Genomic DNA, 20,180 nt, shown 5'->3' with positions numbered 1-20,180 from the left:
GGGGGCCCGCTACATGCCGTCCTGCGACATCCCGTGCACCGCGGGAACGACGCCCAGCCGCCCTCTTCGGTAGTCCTCGAAGGCCGTCTCCAGTTCGTCGCGGGTATTCATCACGAAGGGCCCGTAGTGGGCCATGGGTTCACGGATCGGCAGGCCGCCGAGCAGGAGAACCTCCAGGTCCGGCGCGTTGGAGTCCTGTTTCTCGTCGGCGCGGACGGTCAGCGCGGATCCGGGCCCGAAGACCGCCGTCCGGCCGGTGCGCACGGGGTGCCGGTCCGGGCCCACGGCTCCGCGTCCGCCGAGGACGTAGAGCAGGCAGTTGAAGTCCTGACGCCAGGGAATCCTCGACTGTGCGCCGGGGCTCAGGGTCACGTGGACCATGGTGATGGGCGTGTGCGTGATGCCGGGGCCCTGATGGCCTTCGAGATCGCCGGCGATGACCCGCAGGAGGGCACCGCCGTCCGGAGTGCTGAGCAGTCGGACAGTGCCGCCTCTGATGTCCTGGTAGCGCGGAGCCATCATCTTGTCCTGTGCGGGCAGGTTCACCCACAGCTGGATGCCGTGGAACAGGCCCCCGGACAGGACGAGCGACTCCGGCGGGGCCTCGATGTGCAGGAGGCCCGAACCGGCCGTCATCCACTGGGTGTCGCCGTTGGTGATCCTGCCGCCGCCCCCGTGGGTGTCCTGGTGGTCGAAGATACCGTCGATGATGTAGGTCACCGTCTCGAAGCCTCGGTGTGGATGCCAGGGTGTGCCCTTCGCCTCTCCCGGCGCGTACTCCACCTCGCCCATCTGGTCCATCAGGACGAACGGGTCGAGGTGTTCGTAGTCGATTCCCGCGAACGCGCGGCGCACCGGGAAGCCTTCGCCCTCGAAGCCGCTGGGCGCCGTCGTGACCGCGCGGACCGCACGTTCCTCGGCGCCGGCCGGAACGGTCACCCTGGGCAGGTTCAGCAGGTTCTCGACAGTCACGGCGGGCATGTCGGCACCTCCTCGCATCCGGGAGTCTAGGCAGAATCATAGTGACAATACGTATAAATTAGAACTTTTCCGCCTCCCGGTGAATCAGGCCCAGCCGCCTACGTGGCGCCGCGATCCCGCGGCTCCCGGTGACGGTCCGAGCGGTCGGCGGCCTGAGCGGTCAAGGTCGGACCTGCACGACTTCGCCTCGCACCCCGCCCTGCTCCTGGGGTCACCCCAGGCTCCGAGGGTCACCGGCGGGCGTATCCCGCTGGGGTGGAGCCCCGATGCGAACGCCGCTCGTCCGCTGCTGTGCTGACGTCGTCGGCGTTCGCGGCTCGCGTGGGGGGAAACGCGGCCCCGCCGGCACCTGTCCAGAGGGGGGGACCATGACATCCATGCCGGTGGCCCGCATCCGAGCCGACGCTCCGGAACAGCCCGCGGACCTCGTCCTGCGCAACGCGAAGATCTTCACCGGCGCCCTGGGGCACCCGGCCGCCACCGCGCTCGCCGTCCGCGACGGTTCGCTGACCGTCGTCGCCGGGGTCCGGGAGATCGAGTCGCTGCTGACCGTGGTGGGCTGCCGGTCCGTCCACGCGGCCGGCTTCTTCGAGGACGTGGCGCCGCCCGTGCCGCCCGTCCGGCCCGAGGGGAGTCCGGTCGCGCACTTCGGTGGCTACCGGACGGACCACGGGCCCGGTCGTGCCGGGCTGCGCCAGCCCGAGGGGGTCCGGGACGCGGCCGCCGAATCCGCCGAGCACCTCCTGTGGCGGCCGCGGACCGGCCGGGCCGGCCACGCCTCCCGGCAGCCGGACACCTTGGGCCCCTGCCACCCCTGACCACCTTCCCCCTCTCGTCCCGCACAGCGAAAGGCACTGAGATCCTCATGTCCCACGTACCCACCTCCCCGACCGGCCGCCGCCTCTTCCTCAAGGGCGCGGCGGGTGCCCTGGCCGTGCCCACCGCCGCCGGTCTCCTCGGCGCCCTGGCCCGGCCCGCCTACGCCGACGGGACCGGTCTGCCCGATTTCGATCCGGTACCGGCCGCCTCCGCCGGCCCCGCCCCGAACGCCGACGGTTACCACGTCGGCCGGATCGACGGACACCTCTACTGGGTGACCGACTCCTACTACCAGGCGATGTTCCTGACCACCGCCCACGGCGTCGTCCTCGTCGACGCGCCGCCCACCATCGGCCACAACATCCGACGCGCGATCAACGACGTCACCCGCGCGAACGGCCGCCCCAGCAAGGTCACCCACCTCGTCTACTCCCACTCCCACGCCGACCACATCGGCGCCGCGGGCATCTTCGGACACGACACCATCCGCGTCGCCCACGCCGAGACGGCCCGGCTGCTGGCCCGCGCGGGCGACCCGAACCGGCCGCTGCCGACGGCCACCTTTCGCGACAAGCACCGGCTGAAGGTCGGCGGGGAGACCCTCGACCTGGCGTACCACGGGCCGAACCACTCGCCGGACAACATCTTCGTCCACGCACCGGAATACGACACGCTGATGCTGGTCGACGTCCTCTACCCCGGCTGGGTCCCCTTCAAGGGCCTCGCCGTCTCCCAGGACATACCCGACTGGATCAAGGCCCAGCACATCGCCATGGACTACCGGTGGCGCACCTTCGTCGGCGGCCACCTCGGACGGCTGGGCACCCGCGCCGACGGCACCCTGCAGATCCAGTACATGGACGACCTCGACACCAGCACCCGGTCCGCGATCACCTCCGTCGACCCGGCGCCCTACTTCGCCAAGTACGGCGCCCAGGGCAACTCCTGGGCCATCTTCAAGACGTTCCTGGACGCCGTCGCCGACACCGCCGCCGCTCCCGTCGCCGCCAAGTACGCGGGCGTCCTGGCCGCCGCCGACGTCTTCACCAAGGACAACGCCTGGACGCTCCTCGAATCCCTCCGCATCGACACCGGCATCCTCGGCCCCTTCGGCGTCCACCCCTAGGGACGTGACCGCCCGGCCCCGGGGCGCCGCCCCGGGGCCGGGCACCGCCGAGCCGCGGAACGCCTCGCTCCCACCACCGGGAATGAAACCGGCCCCCGATTGTTGAAAGTCGCATGAAAAAGATCGGGTTCCTGTCCTTCGGCCACTGGACACCGTCGCCGCACTCGCAGACGCGCTCCGCGGCGGACTCCCTGCTCCAGGCGATCGATCTCGCGGTGGCGGCGGAAGAGCTGGGAGCGGACGGCGCCTACTTCAGGGTCCACCACTTCGCCCGGCAGTACGCCTCGCCGTTCCCGCTGCTCGCGGCCATCGGCGCACGCACCAGCCGGATCGAGATCGGCACCGGCGTGATCGACATGCGGTACGAGAACCCGCTGTACATGGCCGAGGACGCGGGCGCGGCCGACCTCATCTCCGGCGGACGGCTCCAGCTCGGCCTCAGCCGGGGATCCCCGGAGCAGGTCGTCGACGGCTGGCGGCACTTCGGTCATCTGCCCGAGGAGGGCAGGTCCGACGCCGACATGGCACGCTCGCACACCGAGCGGTTGCTGGAGGTCCTCACGGGCAACGGTTTCGCCGAGCCCGACCCCCATCCGATGTTCGCCAACCCGCCGGGTCTGCTGCGCGTCGAGCCGCACTCCGAGGGGCTGCGGGACCGGATCTGGTGGGGATCCGGGTCGAACGCCACCGCGGTCTGGGCGGCCCGGCTCGGGATGAACCTGCAGAGCTCGACGCTCAAGGACGACGAGAGCGGCGAGCCGCTCCACGTCCAGCAGCGCAAGCAGATCGAGGCCTACCGCCAGGCATGGCGGGCCGAGGGCCACACCCGCGAGCCGAGGGTGTCGGTCAGCCGCAGCATCTTCGCGCTCACCGACGACCGGGACCGCGCGTACTTCGGCCAGGAACGCGATTCCACGGACAAGATCGGCTACATCGACGCCCACACGCGCAGCATCTTCGGACGCTCCTACGCAGCCGAGCCCGATGTCCTGGTCAAGCAGCTCGGCGAGGACGAGGCGATCGCCGCCGCCGACACGCTGCTGCTCACCGTGCCCAACCAGCTCGGGGTCGACTACAACGCCCATGTGATCGAGAGCATCCTGACGCACGTCGCCCCGGCCCTCGGCTGGCGGTGACAGCGGGCTTCCCTCCCGGTGGCGGGGCCCGGTGCGGCCGCGCACGGCCTTGAGACACAGGATCGTGCTCTTCCCCGCCGTACACGACGGCACCGGCCGGAGGTGTTTCGCCTCCGGCCGGTGCCGTCGATGACGATCGGGGTGTCCCGTCCCGTCGTGGCGACGTCCGCCGAGGATCAGAAGCCGCGGAAGACACCGTCCTCGTCGGCGGCGTCGACGAACTCCTCCCAGTCCATGTTGCCGATCGAGATGTTGTTCTCGATCTCCGACAACCCCACGACCGCGACGCGTAGTTCGTCGTGCCCCTGTTCCCCCTCCGCCGTGTCCCCGCCGGCCTCGTCGTCCTCGTCGAACGGCTGCACCGCGAGCAGGGGCATGCCGGGCTCGGTCAGGGCGGTCCTGTCGGCCACGATCATCAGGAAGCCGCCGGGAGGCGCCAGCGAGACGATCTCTTCGGTGGTCAGATCGCTATAGGCGGGGTCGTCCACGATGTGGACGTTGGCCACGAAGTCCTCCTCGTTCGGGGTGGTGGCGGCGGTGCGGAGGGCCTGCCACGCTGCCGGGTCGGAAAAGTCCGTACGGATCAGCAGGGTTTTCTCCGTCTGCGGCAGACTCTTGGGCATCTCTCTCCTCGATGGGGACGGTGGGGTGGCCGCCCGGACCGGATGCGGCGATCCGTCGCTCATTCGGACGGACCTCGCGGAGCGTGCCACGGCCGGCCGACGAGCGGAGCGACGGCAGAGCACGCGGTGTTGAACCCGCAGCTCAGCTCGGCTCATCGCGGCCGCCTTCGCCCGTACGACAGGATGCCACGGGCGCCACCGGGAGATGAGCGGCGCAAGGACGTCGCCCTGCGGTCAAGTGCCCGATGAGAGGGGCTTTGTGAGCTGATGCACCACACCGCGGCGCGCGAGGATCGCCGTACGGGCAGCTTCCGTGCCCGTAGAGGCATGCCGTCGGTCCGTGCCCCCTCGCCCGGTGCTGGACGCCTTCGCGCACGTCCACTCCGCCACGCTTCCATCACCATCGAAGTGTTGGTGGCCTACGTGTCCGGAGGGTCAGGATCGTTCCGACCGCACTTCAGTCAACTAGGGGGCATCACCATGAGATTCAGCAAAGGCGCGGCGCTCGTCGTAGCATCCCTGGCGCTCACCACCGGCACTCTCGCCGGTCCCGCCTGGTCCGCGCCGGCGGGCTCCAACGACAACGCACAGGCGAGCGTCGACGGGGTGGACGGTGTACCGGCGCGCGGGGACGGCGGAGACTGCGCCTTCGGGCGGCTCTGCCTCTACACGCAGCCGAACTTCAAGGGCACCCGCTTCGATCTGTACGTCTGCAACGACTACCGGCTGGTCCAGTGGAACGGCGCGGGGTCGGCCTGGAACAACCAGACGGTGGGTACGGTCGCCGCGTTCAAGAACCGGCAGTTCACCGTGATCGGCACCATCCCGGGCCGTGAGCCGAACGGCACGATCCACGGATACACGAGCTACAACTTCTCGCCGGTCTGGTACGCGTACAACTGCTGACGCCGGTGGCGGCGGACGGCGGCACGCACGAGAGACAGCGGGCCGCCGTCCGCCTGGGACCGTGCCACTAGGAGCTGTCCGGCCGATCATGTGACGTTCGCCTGACCTGCTCGTTCTGAAGGTATGGGGCGGGGAGAACATGGTGATCTGCCGGATGCGGAATGGGACGTCTACGGCCGTTCCTGCCGGTGAGCAACGGTCGGTGTGGGCGGTGGCGCGATCACCGGCAGGTGATCGACGGGATCCTGCACCGGGTGCGGACCGGGGTGCACTGGCGTGATCTACCAGAGCGGTTCGGGCCGTGGAAGACCGTTTACGAGCGCCACCGGTTGTGGTCGGCCGATGGCACCTGGGAACGGCAGCTGCAGCAGGTCCAAGGCGCGGCCGACGCGGTGGCCGAGATCGATGGGGACGTCTCGGTGGACTCCACGATCGTGCGCGCACCTCAGCACGCGGCCGGTGCCCGGACCGACCCTCCGCCGGCGCCGTCTGCTTCAAAAGGGGCCGAAGTGCTGGAACATCGGAACGAGCCGCCGTGGCAGAGCCTCGCCGGCCGTCTGGTGGAGGTGGTGAGCGAGACGAGGGCCCGGGCCGCTCGCACGGCGGCTTCACCAGCAAGATTCATCTGAGTGCCGACGACCGCTGCCGCCCGCTGTCCGTACTCGTCACCGCAGGACGCGCTCCAGCCAGCAGGGCGGAGACCACGATCAGGGCGGCCGCTCCGCCGTTCGCCCGACGGCCGCCGGATCCGGCGGGAACGAGCGAACAATGAACCAGGTCCAGCGGACTGGAATGCGCGACGCAGGGCCGCCCGACGGACGGCCCTGCGGTGTTCCCGGGCGTCCCGCACGAGTCAAGCCGTGCAGGTCGGGCCATGCTGCTGCGCTGCCCGGCCCGCGGCGATGCCGTAGCGCGGGGACGGGGTGTGTCGTTGTCCTGGAGTGAGTACGCGGAGGGACGATGCGGTGTTCGCCCACCTGACCGGTGCCTATTGGCCGGCTGATACCGGAAGAGCTGCACCGGATGCCGTGAGCTGTTCGGCACGGCAGCGGGTGAGCGGCAGGTACCTGCCGGCGGGGGTCCTGATCGCGGCGACCGGGTCGGCCGGCCGCCTGCGGTCATGCTGCTGGTCGCGTCATTCACGGTGACGGCCGCGGTGGTGGGACTGCTGGTCTGACGTGCTCGGGCCGGGCCGGTCCGGGATCAAACGCACGAATGAGTTGCCGCCGGATCTCCCGCGCCTGCGCGCCAGTGCCGATGACTTCGAGGCCGTACTCGTGAACGCCTCCGCGATCCGGACGTTGAACGTCGACGACGAGTCGTGGACCAGGAACCTCTTCGACCGCAAATTGATTGAGCGATAGGGTCATGCCTATGCCATCCGAGTCGCAGCCCGCAACCGGTCTGTTCCCGCGACGCCTGCCCGCCAGCCGCTTGGGTGTGGCAGTCGTCTCCGAGCTCGTCGACCTCATCGTGACGGGTCAGCTGAAGGAAGGCGAGTTGCTGCCCCCGGAGGGTCCGCTGAGCGAACACTTCGGCGTGAGTCGTACGGTGCTGCGTGAATCGGTGAAGCGGCTCGAGGAGAAGGGCCTGGTGATCGTTTCCCAGGGTCGCGGCACCCAGGTGCGGGCGCCGGGGTACTGGAACATGCTCGACCCGGTGGTGCTGTCCGCGTTGATCGACAACGACGCGACGCTCGGTGTCCTCGACGAGCTGACGATCGTGCGCGCGAGCCTCGAGTCGGCGATGGCGGGCGCGGTCGCCGCTTCTCGCAGCGCAGACGGGTTGAGGAGGCTGGAGAACGCGTTGACCACGATGCGTGAAAGCGAGTCCGAGACGGACTCCTTCCGGCAGGCGGATGTGGTCTTCCACTACGCGCTCATGGAGATCTCCGGCAACCGGCTGGCGGAGAACATCGCCAAGCATCTGTACAAGCGAGCCGTGGAGTCCAGCCGCTACCAGGGCATCGATCCCCCTGACGCGGTCGCACTGACGCTGGAGGAGCACGCGGCGATCGTCGATGCCATCTCGAGGAAGGACGTCGCCGCGGCCCAGAAGGCGATGCACGATCACATCCACGTCTCATGGGAGCGTCGTCGGCTGCCCGACCACGCGCCAAGGGAACGTGGTCGGGCGATCGATCAGGAGAGCGAGTAGACGTCGGCGGCATTGCCACCGAACACCCGCGCGCGTTCCGAGGGGGAAAGCCCCTCCAGCAGCGATTCCAGAGCGGACTTCCAGGACCCCGCTCCGCCGCCCAGTTCGGCCAGCGGCCAGTCGGAGCCGTAGAGCAGACGCCCGGGGCCGAAGGCTTCGAGGGCGATCGTCACCGGTGCGGCGAGATCGTTCGCGCGCCATGATCCGGGGGCGAGGCCCGAGGTGAGTCCCGAGACCTTCGCGACGACGTTCGGCTGCCGCGCGAGCTCCCGCAGCCGGGACGCCCACCTGCTCCTGTCCTGCCCGGGCCCGGGCGGACCGCCCAGATGATCGAGCACGAAGCGGAGTCCGCCGTGGCGCGCGGCCAGGCGGGTCGCCTGCGGGAGCTGCCACTCACGCACGACGAGGTCGAAGCAGAGGCCCTCCTTCTCGAGGACGGCGAGGCCCGCACCGATCTCCTCGCGCGTCAGCCACTCCGGGTCCGGGTCGATGTGGACCAGATGCCGCACCCCGACGACGGGGACAGCGGCGTTCTCGCGGATCCGGCCGAGCTGGGGTCCGACCTCCGCCGCGAGGTCGACCCACGCGACGAGGCCGGCGACGGCCGGCGAGTCCAGCCCGGCGAGCCGGATGCTCTCGTCGAGGCTGTTGCTCGACTGCACCACCACGGCACCGTCGAGACCGGTCGAGTCCAGCATCCCGCTCAGATCGGCGGCTCCGAAGTCGCGTGCGATCGGCGCCATGGTCTCCGGGTCGATCCAGTCCTGCGGGTCCACGGCCCGGTTCCACAGGTGCACATGGGCGTCGACGCCCGCACTCATGCGAGGTGCCACACTTCCTCGACAGGCTGCCACAGCGCCCCGGGATCACGCTCCTTGGCGATCCTCACCTGGCACGGGTCGGTGTGCGTCCACCATTCCTGCGACATGGGGTCGTCGGCGATCCGCCGCATGTCCGCCTCGTGGTCGTCGCCGACGTACTCGTAATAGGCGAACAGGATGTCGCCGAAGATGAAGATGCTGTAATTGCGCACGTTGCACTCGGTGAGCTTGCGTTCGACGCTCGGCCAGACGGCGCGGTGCAGCGCCAGGTACTCCTCGCGCTTGTCGGGCCGCACACCTACGACGAAGGCCCTGCGCTCGGGTCGACGGGTCATCGGGTTCGGCCTCCGCGGTGCGTCGGGTCGTCGATCACGTCGGGTTCGGCCACCAGCCGCAGGCCGGCGCGTTCGGGCCGGATGTGCGGGCCGGTCGCCGCGGGCCGGGGTGGAGCGGCGTCGGCCGGTGACATCCGGGACTCGTCGACGACGATCCCGATTCCCGGCCGATCGCCCAGGACGATGCCGCCGTCGTCGAACTGCTGGTCGACGTCGAGACCGACGGGGAAGTGAAGGTCCTGGACTTCTATGGTCAGCAGGTTCGGTACGGCGGCGGCGGCGTGCGCCACCGGGTTCGCGTTGTACGCGACGGGGCTCACCGGCAGGTCGTGGGCGTGGGCGAGCGTCGCGACGCGGAGGAAGTGAGTGATCCCCCATACGTTGCCGACCTGCACGATGTCCACGGCGTTGGCGTCGAGCAGAGGGCGGTACTGCTCCAGTCCCGTCAGGTTCTCGCCGCTGGCGATCGCAGCGCGCACCTTTCCGCGCAGCGAGGCCATGCCGGCCGCATCCCATCGGCGCAGCGGTTCCTCCACCCAGGTGAGGTCCACGCGCTCCTCGATGGCCGCGACATACCGGGCCGCCTGGGCGTGGTTCCACGACTCGTTGGCGTCGAACATGAGCGCCGGCCGGCGGGAGTTGCGGCTGAGGACGTCGCGCATGATCTCCAGCCGGGGCAGGTCGCGGTCGAGGTCGCGGCCGCCCTTCAGCTTGCCGGCCTTGAACCCGCGGTCCGCGAACCGGCCGTAGAGGACCGCGAGGTCCTCGTCGGTCAGGCCGTACTCGAGACCGGAAGCGTATCCGGGCACGAAGCGCTCGCGGGCTCCGAGGGTCCGCCAGAGCGGCTCGTCGGCGGCCTTGGCCTTGATGTCCCAGAGGGCCATGTCGACGGCGCCGACGGTGCCGAAGGTGGATCCCGAGTGACCGGCCTTGAACACCCAGTCGAGCATGCTGTCGTAGAGCGCCATGACCGAGCGCGGGTCGTCGCCCTCGATCGCGGGGAAGACGCGGGCAATGTCGGCATGGGCCCCGAGGCCCACTCCCTCGATTCCGCTGTCGGTCTCGATGATGAGGACGGGGACCGGCGTGGAGTTGCCGGGCTGGACACCGTTGACGTCCCCGGTGATTCTGCCCCAGTCGTGAACGGTGCTCAGACTGCGGTACCCGGTGATCTTCATCGGCGGTGTTTCTCCTTGGAGGTGCGAGTGGTCATTCCTTGGTTCCTCCGGCTGTCATGCCTGCGACCAGGAAGCGCTGGGAGAAGAGGAAGACGACCAGGACGGGCAGGATCGACACGATCGTCCCCAGCGCCAGGGTGGGCAGTTGGACGGAGTCGGATCCCGCGGAGCTGGGATTGAAAGCCGGGGTCGACGCCAGGAGCGAGGTGAGCCCGACCTGGATCGGATAGCCGTCGCTCGAGGGCAGCATCACGAACGGCAGGAAGAAGTTGTTCCAGTTCTGTACGAAACTGAAGAACGCCACCAGGGCGACGATCGGGGCGGCCAGCGGAAGCGCGACCCGGGTGAAGACCTGGAACCCGTTGCAGCCGTCGATGCGCGCGGCGGCGAGGATGTCACGGGGGATGCTGGTCGAGAAGTAGATGTAGGTGAGATAGACGCCGAACGGGAAGAACGACATGGGCAGGATCACCGACAGCGGGCTCCCGATCAGGCCGACGCTGTTCAGTTCGAGGAAGATGGGCAGCACCAGCGCGGTGTTGGGGATCAGCATGACGACGAGCGTCAGCACCAGCAGCGCCTGCCGGAGCCTGAACTCCGTGAGCGCGAGCGCGTAGCCGGCGGGGATGCTCACGAGAAGCGTGATCACCAGGGCGCCGATCGCGTACAGCGCGGAGTTCCCGATCCAGGTCGTCACCGCACCGTCCTGGAAGTCGAACAACTGGTGCCAGTTGGCGACGAAGTCCGACCACGACCCGATCGAGAACGGGTCCGCGACGACGAGCGTCTTCGATGACTTCGTCACCGCGAGAAGCAGCCAGACGATCGGGACGGCGAAGAACAGGACGAAGACGACGAGCAGGACGCCTGTGATGGACCGGCCGCTCCACCCGCTGAGGCTCGGCCGGCGGCGTGCGGCGGAGAGTGCTGCCATGGTCATTCCTTCTCGAACAGGCCGCCGCGGGTCACGAACACCCAGGACAGCAGGAGTGCGACGACCAGCAGGATCAGCGAGATCGCGGCCGCGCCGTTGAAGTCGTTCTGCTGGAAGGCGTACTGGTAGGCCAGCTGGTTGAGCGAGTAGTCGTTCGGCACCACCGCGTTGCTGGCCTGGCTGAGCAACTGCGGCTCGACGAACAGCTGGGTGCCGGCCGCGAGCGACATGACGCCCATGTAGGCGACCCACTTGCGCAGCATCGGAAGCTGGATCCGCAGCGCGATCTGGACGGCGTTCGCGCCGTCGATGCGTGCGGCCTCGATCACCTCGGTGCTGATGTTGTTGAGCGCGCCGTACATGATGAGGATCCATCCGCCGGCTCCGGTCCAGAACGCGATGATCGCGAAGATCGCCGGGAGGTGGCCGGGCTGGATCACCTGCACGAAGCTCTCGAACCCCATCGCCTTGAGCAGACCGCTGACGGGGCTCGCGGTCGGATCGAGGACGAAGAGCCACAACAGGACGCTGGACGCGCCCGCGAGCGCGCCGGGCAGGTAGTAGACGAAGCGGAGGGTCGTGGTCACCCATCGCACGCCGATGGCGTGGACCACCAGCGCCAGGCCGACGACGAAGACCACCAGCCCGAGCAGCCAGAGGACGAGGTACGCGGTCACGTGGGACACCGCCGGCCAGAACCGGAAGTCGCCGACGACCGTGGTGAAGTTGTCGAGGCCGGCGAATCCGCCGTCGGCGTTCGTGAAGGCGAGGACCACGGCGTAGAGCGACGGCGCGATCCCGAAGACGACGGTGAGCAAGGCGTAGGGCGAGACGAAGAGATAGCCGATCGGACTGCGAGCGGAGGCGCGGCCGGCCGCCCGGCCGCCGCCCCGGCCCGGCCGCCGACGCCCGGAGGCGTCAACGGCCGGCCGGTCACCCGGAGGAGCCAGGGTCATGTCAGTTCACCTTGTATCCGTTGACCTTGGCCTGGTTCTCGATGGCCGTCTGCCAGGTCGGCAGCAGATCCACGATCGACTTACCGCCGGTGATCCCCGGGGTGATCGTCTTCGCCCAGATCGCCTCCTGGCTGAACATGGGGTAGCCCCAGCCGTCCCAGACCTGCGACGCCGCGGTCACGACCGGCTGCAGCGGGGTGGCGTAGTACTTGCTCGCCTCCTGCTTGGCGACCCACTTCTGCGCGGCGGGCGCGTAGGCCGGGTAGCCCGGTGCGACATCGACCTGGTACTCGTCGGCGGTGGTGACGAACTGGACGAACTTCTCGGCGGCCTTGAGGTTCTTCGAATGGCTGGAGACGAACCAGGTTCCGCCACCCACGTTGCCCGTCACCGCCCCGCTCTCGCCCTTCCACGGCAGCGGCGCGGCGACGCCGAGCTGGCCGGCCGGCACGTTGAGCGACTGGGGGTTGTGGAAGATCGCGCCGGCGTACCAGGCCGGACCCGGCATCATCAGCACCTTGCCCGTGTACTTCTTCAGGAACTCGGGGGTGAACACGCTGACCACCGGCACGGTTTTGTTGTCGCGGAGGGTGTCGAGCAGCGAGGCCGCCCGCCTGCACTCGTTCGAGTCGGTCTTCACGGTGAGGGACTTGGGGCCGGGCACGTCATTGGCCTGGCACTTGCTTCCCCACATGAACACCTCGGGCGTCCAGGCGTCGCCGGCCGTTCCGACGATGTAGCCGGGGTGCTCCTTGGCGACCTTCTCGCCGAGCGCCTGGTACTCCTCCCACGTGGTAGGGACGGCGTAACCGAACTTGTCCAGCAGGGGCTTGTTGTACCAGAGCACCGCCTGGGCGAGGTCGTTGCGCAGGCAGTACAGGCGGCCGTCCACCGTGCAGGGGTTGAGCGAGCCTTCGGTGAAGTTGCCGAGCGTGTTCTTCGGGACCAGGCCCTTGTCCAGCACAGCCGCGAACGCCTGCTTGCCGCCGCTCTTCTGGCTGGCCCACGCCGCGTCGTTGTTCTGGCTGGAGAAGACGACGTCGGGCCAGCCGCTGCCGGCGCGGTCGAAGAGCTGCATCTTCGTCCGGAAGGAGTTGGACCCGTTGGCCGACCCGTCATAGGTGACGACCTTGATCTTGATGTCCGGGTTCGCCTTCTGGAACGCCTTCGCGGCAGCTTGTCGGTCCGCGTCCACCCAGACGGTGATCGTCGAGGAGGCCTCCTGCTTGGCCTCGGGAAAGCCGTACACCCCGTTCACCGAGCTTCCTCCGCCCCCACAACCGGCGAGGGTCAGGAGCGCCGTCGCGACGCCCATCACGGCGGCGGCCGATGCTCTACGGCGCGAACGCACCCCTGTGTGGATTCCGACCATGAGATGTCCCTTGTCCTGTCGACTTCGTTGACGACTCCGCGTCGAGGACTGTAGGGCATACGTATTATGTTTGTCACGAGCTCGATACGTATCACTTTGAGCAGTTGCTGTCGGTGAGATCTTGTGGGGTCCGCAGCGAACGGCGGCCTTGTGATTGCCCTGGCCTTCGGGTCTGCAGGCAGGTTCTCTCGGTAACTCGGCCCTGCTGAAGCCGACTGCGATCAGGAGACGCTCAACTGGGCCCCGCCGACGCGCGATGGAGTCGCTCGTGACGGACGGGGAGTGGCCGTGTCCGGTCGCTGCCGACGGCGCCGGCTGCGGGGCCGGGGTGTACATCCGGATGCGTCCTGTCAGCCGATGCCCTGGCTTATGGCCCGCCGCCTCGCTCGAGCGGATGTTCCGGCGGGAATCACCGGTGGGAGCCATCGAATTGGCAGCGCAGCCGACGCGCGGGACGTACTCCGGCAGTCCGAGACCGTGACGGACGGCAGCGCCATGGCCGCTTTCCCGCAGACCCCCGTGCCACAGCCCCTCTCGACCCTGCAGCCTCCACCGTTCGGCCCCGAACGCGGCGCGGGACTATGCCGACGCCTGCCTTGCCGCTGCCGGGAACTCCGAACCACTGAGGCAGCTGCGGCGGCGGTGACCCGCGGGAGCGGGGATGAGGGTGGCGGCCAGGCCGTCGTCGGCTCGCGCCGATCCGGCGCGCGCCGGTGGGACCGCACCCTGCACCCTGGTGGCTGCGGGTGCGCCTCTCCCGGAAGAGCGGGCCGGTCGGCGCGTCGGGACCGACGATGACCCTTGCGCCGACGCCTTGCTCTCGCACGTCGCGAACGACCCGCCGGCCGAAGGCGTCGACTCCGACTCGTCCCACCGCGACCGCCGCGTGCCGAGTCGGCTGAGGGCCAGGGCAAGGGGAGAGCCTTATCGACCGAGCCAGCCACCGTCGACCGGCAGGATCGCCCCGGAGACGTAGCGCGCGGCGTCCGACGCCAAGAAGACAGCAGCGCCTGCGATGTCCTCCGCTGCTCCCCACCGCCCTGCCGGGATCCTCTCGAGGATCGCGCGGGACCGGTCGGGGTCGTCCTGAAGCGCTTGGGTGTTGTCGGTCGCGATGTAGCCCGGGGCGATGCCGTTGACGGTCACACCACGTCCGGCCCACTCGTTCGAGAGCGCCCGGATCAGTCCCGCCACGCCGGACTTGGCTGCCGCATACCCCGGCACATTGATACCGCCCTGGAACGAGAGCAGGGAGGCGGTGAAGACGATGCGCCCGTACTGCGCCTCCACCATCCGCCGTCCGAGAATCTGGCTGAGCGCGAAGGTGCTCGTGAGATCGACTTCGAGCACCTCGTCGAACCATTCGAGGGGGTGCTCGGCCGCGGGAGCGCGGCGGATGGTCCCGGCGTTGTTGACCAAGATGTCCACCGGGCGCTCGCCTGCGGCGAGTTCCTCGCCGAGCCGGGTCACCTGCCGCCGGTCCGCGAAATCCACCCGGTGTCCCGAGAACTCACGGCCGAGCTCGCGCACGCGGTCTCCGATAGCCGATGAGGCCGGATCGAGGGTGGCGGAGAGTCCGACGATGTCGGCGCCCGCGGCGGCCAGAGCCTCGGCGACGGCGAATCCGATTCCCCGCCTGGCCCCCGTCACGACGGCCAGGCGCCCGGTCAGGTCGAACAGGTTCATGACGCGCTCACCTCGACGAGCAGCTTCATCGCCTGCCCGGTCTCAAGGAGGCCGAAGGCCGATTCCACCTCTCTCAGGGGGACGGTGCCCGTGATGAGCTTCCCTGCCGGGATGGCACCCTCGGCCAGGAGCTCGATGGCGCGCTCGAAGTCACGGCGTTGGTAGACCCGTGCACCGAGCAACCTCAGTTCCCGCCAGAACACGCGGTGCAGGTCGATGGGTCGCGGTTGCGCATGGATGGCCACCACCACGAGCGTGCCGCGGACCTTCGCCAGGCTGGTGGCGCCGAGCACGGCGGCGGCCGAGCCGGAGACTTCGAACACGACGTCCGCTCCGGCGCCGTTCGTCCACTCCTCCACCCAGGCGACCTGATCGACCGACAGGGGGTCAAGCGTGGTCAGCCCCATCTCCTCGGCGGCGGCCCGGCGGGTCGGGTCGATCTCGGCGATCACGACCTCGGCACCGAACGCGGCGGCGACGATCGCGATCAGAACGCCGATCGGGCCCGCACCGATGACGACCGCCTTGTCGCCTGCGGCGAGTTCGGAACGTCGTACGTCGTGAACGGCCACCGCGACGGGCTCCACGAGCGCGGCGTCTCGCAGCGAGATCGCCGAGGGGAGCCGCACGAGTGTCGACGCCGGTACGTTCCAGTACTCCTGAAGGGCTCCGGGGCTGTCGATGCCTATGAAGTCCAGGTTCTGGCAGATGTGCTCGTTTCCCGCACGGCAGGCCGGACAGGTGCCGTCCCAGGCCAGCGGCATGACGGTCACCGCATCGCCCACCGACCAGCCCTCCACGCCGGCGCCGAGGGCGACGACCGTGCCCGACATCTCGTGTCCGATCGTCGCCGGCTTGCTGACCCGGCCTTCCATGTCCCCGTGGAACACATGGAGGTCCGTGCCGCAGATTCCGACGTACGCCACGGCGATGCGGACCTCCCCCGCACGCGGCTCAGCCGGTTCCTGCTCCTCGACGGTCATCGTGCGGGCACCCACGTAGCTTGCCGCCAACATACCGATCGGTTCCTCCTCGCCATGTCGCAGGCCGCGCCGGCCCCCGGAGGTTGCGCAGCCTAGCATGAAACATCATACGTATGCTGTCGTGATAGAACTCGACCTCGTGACCAGCAAGCAACCGCCACGCGACCACCCGTCCGCGGAAGAGACGCTGCCCGTCCGGGGCCTGCGTACGGGGCACCAGCTCACGGAACTGGGCCTGGGCGCAGCCCAGTTCGGCAATCTGTTCACCGAGACGACCGACGAAGAGTCGTGTCGCGCCGTCGAAGCTGCGGCCGAGGGAGGGATCCGCTACCTCGACACCGCGCCGCATTACGGCCTCGGACTGTCAGAACGCCGCCTGGGGGACGCCCTGCGTGCGACCACTCGGCACGGCGTGGTCATCTCCTCGAAGGTCGGGCGTCTGCTCGTGGACAGCCCGGACACGGCTCACCGACTCGACGACGACGGGTTCGTCGTCCCGGCGACGAAGAGGCGGGTCTGGGACTTCAGCCGCGACGGGATCCTTCGTTCCGTGGAGGAGTCGCTGGAGCGGCTCGGGACGGACCGGCTCGATATCGCCTATCTGCACGATCCGGACGACCACTGGCAGGCGGCATCGTCGAGCGGGATCGCCGCTCTGGCCGAGCTTCGGGACCAGGGCGTCGTCGGTGCCATCGGCGCCGGCATGAACCAGGCGGCGATGCTGGCCGAGTTCGTGAGGCGGACCGATGTCGACGTGGTGATGGTCGCCGGACGGTTCACTCTTCTCGACCAATCGGCACTGGACGACCTGCTGCCTGTCGCCGGCGCCCGCGGCGTGGGCGTCGTCGCCGCGGCGATCTACAACTCCGGGCTGTTGAGCAATACGGCCGCGAACGGCTCGGCGCACTACGACTACGGGGCGGCGCCGCGGTCCGTCGTCGAACGCGCTGCCGGCATCGCCGCCGTCTGTGAGCGACACGGCGTGGAACTTCCCGCCGCCGCCGTCCAGTACCCGCTGCGCCACCCCGCGGTCACCTCCGTGGTGACCGGGATGCGCACCGAGCAGCATGTGCGCAGCAACGTCGCGCGGTATCGGGCGGTGATCCCGGAGGCGCTGTGGGAGGAGCTGCACGGCACAGGACTGGTCCCGGACCCCGCCCGCACAGGTTAGTTCCTGGGCCCCAAGTAAACATCGTACGAATCTTGTGGCAAACATCATACGTATGCTAACCCTGTGGCGGGCATCAACGCCCCAGTCACAGGAAGCGATCGAACATGACATCGACGTCAGACTCGACACGCTCGGTGAGCAGACGGTGGAGGCGCAGGGCGGGCACCCTTGCGGCCCTCGGCGTCTGCGCCGTCATCGCATCAGCGCTCGTTCCCCTCCAGGCGCAAGCCGCGCCTCGGACGGTGTACTTCGCGGCGCCGGACGGGAAAGACTCCGGACACTGCAGCCAGTCACAGCCGTGCTCGCTCGAGCGGGCTCAGCATGTTGTCGGCCCGGCTGCCAAGCAGGGTGACGTAAGCGTTCAGCTTGCCGACGGCACGTATCGCCTTTCCAAGCCCCTCCGGTTCGGACCCGGCGATGACGGCGGCGACCACACCATCCACTGGACCGCCGCCCCGGGCGCTCACCCCGTCATCACAGGCGCCTCGAAGGTCACCGACTGGTCCAAGTCCGAGGCGGGGTCAGGCATCTGGGAAGCGCATACACCCAGTGGCCTCGACACCCGCCAGCTCTACGTGAACGGCGTGATCGCCCCTCGCGCCTCCATCCGCCTGGCCAACGCGGACGTCACTCCCACCGCGACGGGTCTCACCCTCAAGAACCCGGCCCTGAGCTACCTCGCCACGCTCCCCGACCAGCGGCGCATCGAGTTCGAGTCCCTCGGCGACTTCACGAACCGCTACTCGCCGGTTCAGAGCATCACTGCCACCGAGATCACGATGGCCCAGCCGGCGTGGAACAACAACACGTGGGGCTGGGACACCGTCCAGAACTCATTCCTGGCCGGTCCGACCTGGTACCTCGACAACTCGCTGAGCTTCCTCACCCAGGTCGGCCAGTGGTATGTCGATCCGGACGCCGGGAAGCTCTACTACAAGCCGGCGAGCGGGGTCGATCCCAACCAGCTCGACATCGAGCTGCCCCGTCTGGAGACACTGATCAGCATCGGCGGGACGTACGACAAGCCCGTGACCGGTCTTGCCTTCGAGGGCATCCAGTTCTCCGGAACCTCCTGGCTCGGCCCCTCGACCGACGGGTACGCGGACCAGCAGAACGGCCTCTTCATCAAGGGCGCCTACGACTACCGCCCCGCCGACGCCTTCACCAGCTGCTCGCGCGGCTGCGAGATGTTCGAACGAGCGCGCACCAGCTGGTACCAGGAGCCCGCCGCCGTGCAGGTCTCCGCTGCCAGCCGCATCTCGTTCACCGGCAACACGTTCACCAACCTCGGCCAGTCGGCGCTGGGCGTCGGAAACGACGCCAATGCCACGACGACCGGTGTCGGGCTGGGCGCCAGCGACATCGACGTGGTCGGCAACCGGTTCACGGAGGACAGTGGGCACGGCGTCGCGGTCGGCGGCGTGCTGCCTGACGCGCACCACCCCAGCGACCCGAGGATGACCAACCAGAACATCCTGATCGCCAACAACACGATCAATCGCGTGGGGGTGGACTACAAGGACAACAGCGGCATCCTCAGCACCTACGTCACCAACGCCCGCATCCTGCACAACGAGGTCTCCAACGTCCCCTACGACGGCATCGACACCGGCTACGGCTGGGGCATCAACGACGCCGGAGGGTCGAACGACTACGTGGACCGCGGCTACTACAAGTGGAACCCGCTTTACACGACGCCGACCACGCTCAAGGACAACCGTGTCGAGGGCAACCTCGTGCACAACACGAAGGCGCGCTTCGCCGACGGCGGATCGGTCTACAACCTCTCCGCCAGCCCGGGAACCGTGGTCGACAAGAACTACCTGTTCAACATCTCAGGAGTCGGCCTCTACCTCGACGAGGGCTCGCGCTCGATGACGTACGAGAACAACGTGGTCCAGGGCGGTTCCTTCCTCTTCACCAACGCGTCGAGCCTCCGCAACAACACCAGCGACAATCTCATCCAGAACAACTGGTACAACTCGGGCGGAGCCTCGACGCCGAACGCCGCGGCGCACCATAATCAGCTGATCAACAACGTGAAGGTAGCCGGCGCCAACTGGCCCGCAGGCGCACGGGACGTGATCTGCCAGGCGGGTGTCGCGCCGCAGTACCGGACGTCCCTCAACGCGAACCAGTTCGGCTTCACCGGGTGCCCGTCGGGTGGACCGGTCGCGCCCGGCCTCCGTACTGCCGGAGCGTCGGCCGTCAGCTCGTACTTCGGCCAGAGCTTCGGTGACTTCGGGATCGCGGCGGCGGGCGCCGACGTGTGGGGCGCCGGCGGTCAGCACGACGACCAGTTCGGCTCGATCTACCGGTCCGGCTCGTTCGCGGCCGGCTCGAGCGTGTCCACCCGGGTCGTGTCGGTCAACGACGCCAACGCCTGGTCCAAGTCCGGGGTCATGGCCCGCAACGACATGACCAAGGCGGGCAGTTCGGCCGGGTACGCAGTCGTCGCGGTCACCGCCCGCAACGGCGTCGTGTTCGAGTGGGACGCCGACGGCGACGGGTACCTGGACACCGACGCCCGCGCCGGCGTCGACATCTACCGCCCCATCTGGGTGAAGCTCACCCGATCGGGCACCTCGTTCAGCGCCTCGTACTCCTACGACGGCGCCAACTATGTCGCGATCGGTCAGCCCGTGACGTTGGCCTCGGCGGCAGCGAAGCAGGATGCGGGCATCTTCTCCACGTCCCACGACGTCACGCAGTCGGCGATCAACCAGTTCGACTCCGGCACCGTCACGGCCGTAACGACGCCGTAGACGCCACTCACGGGGGGGCGACGGCAAGCGCGGCGAGGAGTTCTGGAACGCGCCGGCAGAGTGACGGTTCAGGTTCACGGACTCTGGCGGCGGGCGTATGAGCAGCAGAGTGCCAAGTGACCTGTCGTCGACCGTCAGGCCGTGGGGGGGGGGGGGGGGCCCCCCCCCCCCCCCCCTCCCACACCGCGCGGGGGGGGGGGTCGGGGGGGTGGCACCCCCCCCCCATACAAT

The 20,180-nt window shown here is 68.9% G+C and carries 18 protein-coding genes and 1 pseudogene; 8 read left to right on the top strand and 11 right to left on the bottom strand.

Annotated elements, in window-relative coordinates; all coding sequences use genetic code 11:
- Positions 1-9: 9 nt before the first annotated feature.
- Positions 10-981 (bottom strand): pirin family protein, encoded by a 972-nt coding sequence (locus ACIRQ9_RS37820; RefSeq protein WP_404184493.1) that lies wholly within the window; start codon positions 979-981, stop codon positions 10-12.
- Between the two features lie 368 nt (positions 982-1,349).
- Here ACIRQ9_RS37820 and ACIRQ9_RS37815 point away from each other — a divergent pair, with 368 nt between their 5' ends.
- From ACIRQ9_RS37815 to ACIRQ9_RS37805, 3 genes are all read left to right on the top strand, one after another.
- A complete protein-coding gene (locus ACIRQ9_RS37815; protein WP_404184490.1) occupies positions 1,350-1,799 on the top strand; it encodes a hypothetical protein in 450 nt (149 codons plus the stop codon).
- 47 nt (positions 1,800-1,846) lie between these two features.
- Entirely contained in the window at positions 1,847-2,926 is a 1,080-nt protein-coding gene (locus ACIRQ9_RS37810; RefSeq protein ID WP_404184487.1) for an MBL fold metallo-hydrolase, read from the top strand.
- A gap of 113 nt (positions 2,927-3,039) precedes the next feature.
- Positions 3,040-4,062, top strand: a complete 1,023-nt coding sequence (locus ACIRQ9_RS37805; protein ID WP_404184484.1) for an LLM class flavin-dependent oxidoreductase — start codon at positions 3,040-3,042, stop codon at positions 4,060-4,062.
- A 176-nt stretch (positions 4,063-4,238) separates the two neighbouring features.
- Here the strand turns inward: ACIRQ9_RS37805 and ACIRQ9_RS37800 are convergent, their stop codons facing one another.
- Positions 4,239-4,685 (bottom strand): DUF6924 domain-containing protein, encoded by a 447-nt coding sequence (locus ACIRQ9_RS37800; RefSeq protein WP_404184481.1) that lies wholly within the window; start codon positions 4,683-4,685, stop codon positions 4,239-4,241.
- Between the two features lie 480 nt (positions 4,686-5,165).
- Here ACIRQ9_RS37800 and ACIRQ9_RS37795 point away from each other — a divergent pair, with 480 nt between their 5' ends.
- The 3 genes and pseudogenes from ACIRQ9_RS37795 (at position 5,166) to ACIRQ9_RS37785 (ending at position 7,748) form a co-directional block, all read left to right on the top strand.
- A complete protein-coding gene (locus ACIRQ9_RS37795) occupies positions 5,166-5,591 on the top strand; it encodes a peptidase inhibitor family I36 protein (RefSeq protein WP_404184478.1) in 426 nt (141 codons plus the stop codon).
- 123 nt (positions 5,592-5,714) lie between these two features.
- Positions 5,715-6,270, top strand: a pseudogene (locus tag ACIRQ9_RS37790) (IS5 family transposase); the annotation flags it as partial.
- A gap of 695 nt (positions 6,271-6,965) precedes the next feature.
- Complete coding sequence (locus tag ACIRQ9_RS37785; protein WP_093508582.1) at positions 6,966-7,748, top strand: FadR/GntR family transcriptional regulator; 783 nt, start codon at positions 6,966-6,968, stop codon at positions 7,746-7,748.
- Here ACIRQ9_RS37785 and ACIRQ9_RS37780 read toward each other — a convergent pair.
- From ACIRQ9_RS37780 to ACIRQ9_RS37745, 8 genes are all read right to left on the bottom strand, one after another.
- Positions 7,733-8,569 carry an amidohydrolase family protein gene (locus ACIRQ9_RS37780; RefSeq protein ID WP_404184475.1) on the bottom strand — a complete coding sequence of 279 codons (837 nt, stop codon included), beginning with the start codon at positions 8,567-8,569 and terminating at the stop codon, positions 7,733-7,735. The genes ACIRQ9_RS37785 and ACIRQ9_RS37780 overlap by 16 nt on opposite strands.
- Positions 8,566-8,904, bottom strand: coding sequence for an L-rhamnose mutarotase (locus ACIRQ9_RS37775; RefSeq protein ID WP_404184472.1), 339 nt, complete (start codon positions 8,902-8,904; stop codon positions 8,566-8,568). Before ACIRQ9_RS37775 ends, ACIRQ9_RS37780 begins: the two co-directional genes overlap by 4 nt.
- Positions 8,901-10,082, bottom strand: a complete 1,182-nt coding sequence (locus ACIRQ9_RS37770) for a mandelate racemase/muconate lactonizing enzyme family protein (protein WP_404184469.1) — start codon at positions 10,080-10,082, stop codon at positions 8,901-8,903. The genes ACIRQ9_RS37775 and ACIRQ9_RS37770 overlap by 4 nt, the downstream gene beginning before the upstream one ends.
- A gap of 31 nt (positions 10,083-10,113) precedes the next feature.
- Positions 10,114-11,016, bottom strand: a complete 903-nt coding sequence (locus tag ACIRQ9_RS37765) for a carbohydrate ABC transporter permease (protein WP_404184466.1) — start codon at positions 11,014-11,016, stop codon at positions 10,114-10,116.
- Positions 11,017-11,018: 2 nt separating this feature from the next.
- Positions 11,019-11,972 (bottom strand): carbohydrate ABC transporter permease, encoded by a 954-nt coding sequence (locus ACIRQ9_RS37760; RefSeq protein WP_404184463.1) that lies wholly within the window; start codon positions 11,970-11,972, stop codon positions 11,019-11,021.
- 1 nt (position 11,973) lies between these two features.
- Positions 11,974-13,344 (bottom strand): ABC transporter substrate-binding protein, encoded by a 1,371-nt coding sequence (locus ACIRQ9_RS37755; protein ID WP_404184460.1) that lies wholly within the window; start codon positions 13,342-13,344, stop codon positions 11,974-11,976.
- Positions 13,345-14,268: 924 nt separating this feature from the next.
- Positions 14,269-15,030 (bottom strand): SDR family oxidoreductase, encoded by a 762-nt coding sequence (locus ACIRQ9_RS37750; RefSeq protein ID WP_404184457.1) that lies wholly within the window; start codon positions 15,028-15,030, stop codon positions 14,269-14,271.
- A complete protein-coding gene (locus ACIRQ9_RS37745) occupies positions 15,027-16,046 on the bottom strand; it encodes a zinc-binding dehydrogenase (RefSeq protein WP_404184454.1) in 1,020 nt (339 codons plus the stop codon). Before ACIRQ9_RS37745 ends, ACIRQ9_RS37750 begins: the two co-directional genes overlap by 4 nt.
- A gap of 154 nt (positions 16,047-16,200) precedes the next feature.
- Between ACIRQ9_RS37745 and ACIRQ9_RS37740 the strand changes: the two genes are divergently transcribed.
- Positions 16,201-17,184: an aldo/keto reductase gene (locus ACIRQ9_RS37740; RefSeq protein WP_404184550.1), complete on the top strand. Its 984-nt coding sequence runs from the start codon at positions 16,201-16,203 to the stop codon at positions 17,182-17,184.
- Positions 17,185-17,474: 290 nt separating this feature from the next.
- Here ACIRQ9_RS37740 and ACIRQ9_RS37735 read toward each other — a convergent pair whose 3' ends face one another.
- Complete coding sequence (locus ACIRQ9_RS37735; RefSeq protein WP_404184451.1) at positions 17,475-17,618, bottom strand: hypothetical protein; 144 nt, start codon at positions 17,616-17,618, stop codon at positions 17,475-17,477.
- 150 nt (positions 17,619-17,768) lie between these two features.
- Here ACIRQ9_RS37735 and ACIRQ9_RS37730 point away from each other — a divergent pair, with 150 nt between their 5' ends.
- On the top strand, positions 17,769-19,949 hold the full coding sequence (locus ACIRQ9_RS37730; RefSeq protein ID WP_404184448.1) for a right-handed parallel beta-helix repeat-containing protein: 2,181 nt from the start codon (positions 17,769-17,771) through the stop codon (positions 19,947-19,949).
- Positions 19,950-20,180 lie beyond the last annotated feature (231 nt).

The organism is Streptomyces sp. NPDC101237 (assembly GCF_044767465.1).
Lineage (GTDB): Bacteria > Actinomycetota > Actinomycetes > Streptomycetales > Streptomycetaceae > Streptomyces > Streptomyces gramineus.
This window is presented reverse-complemented; position numbering and strand designations above follow the sequence as displayed.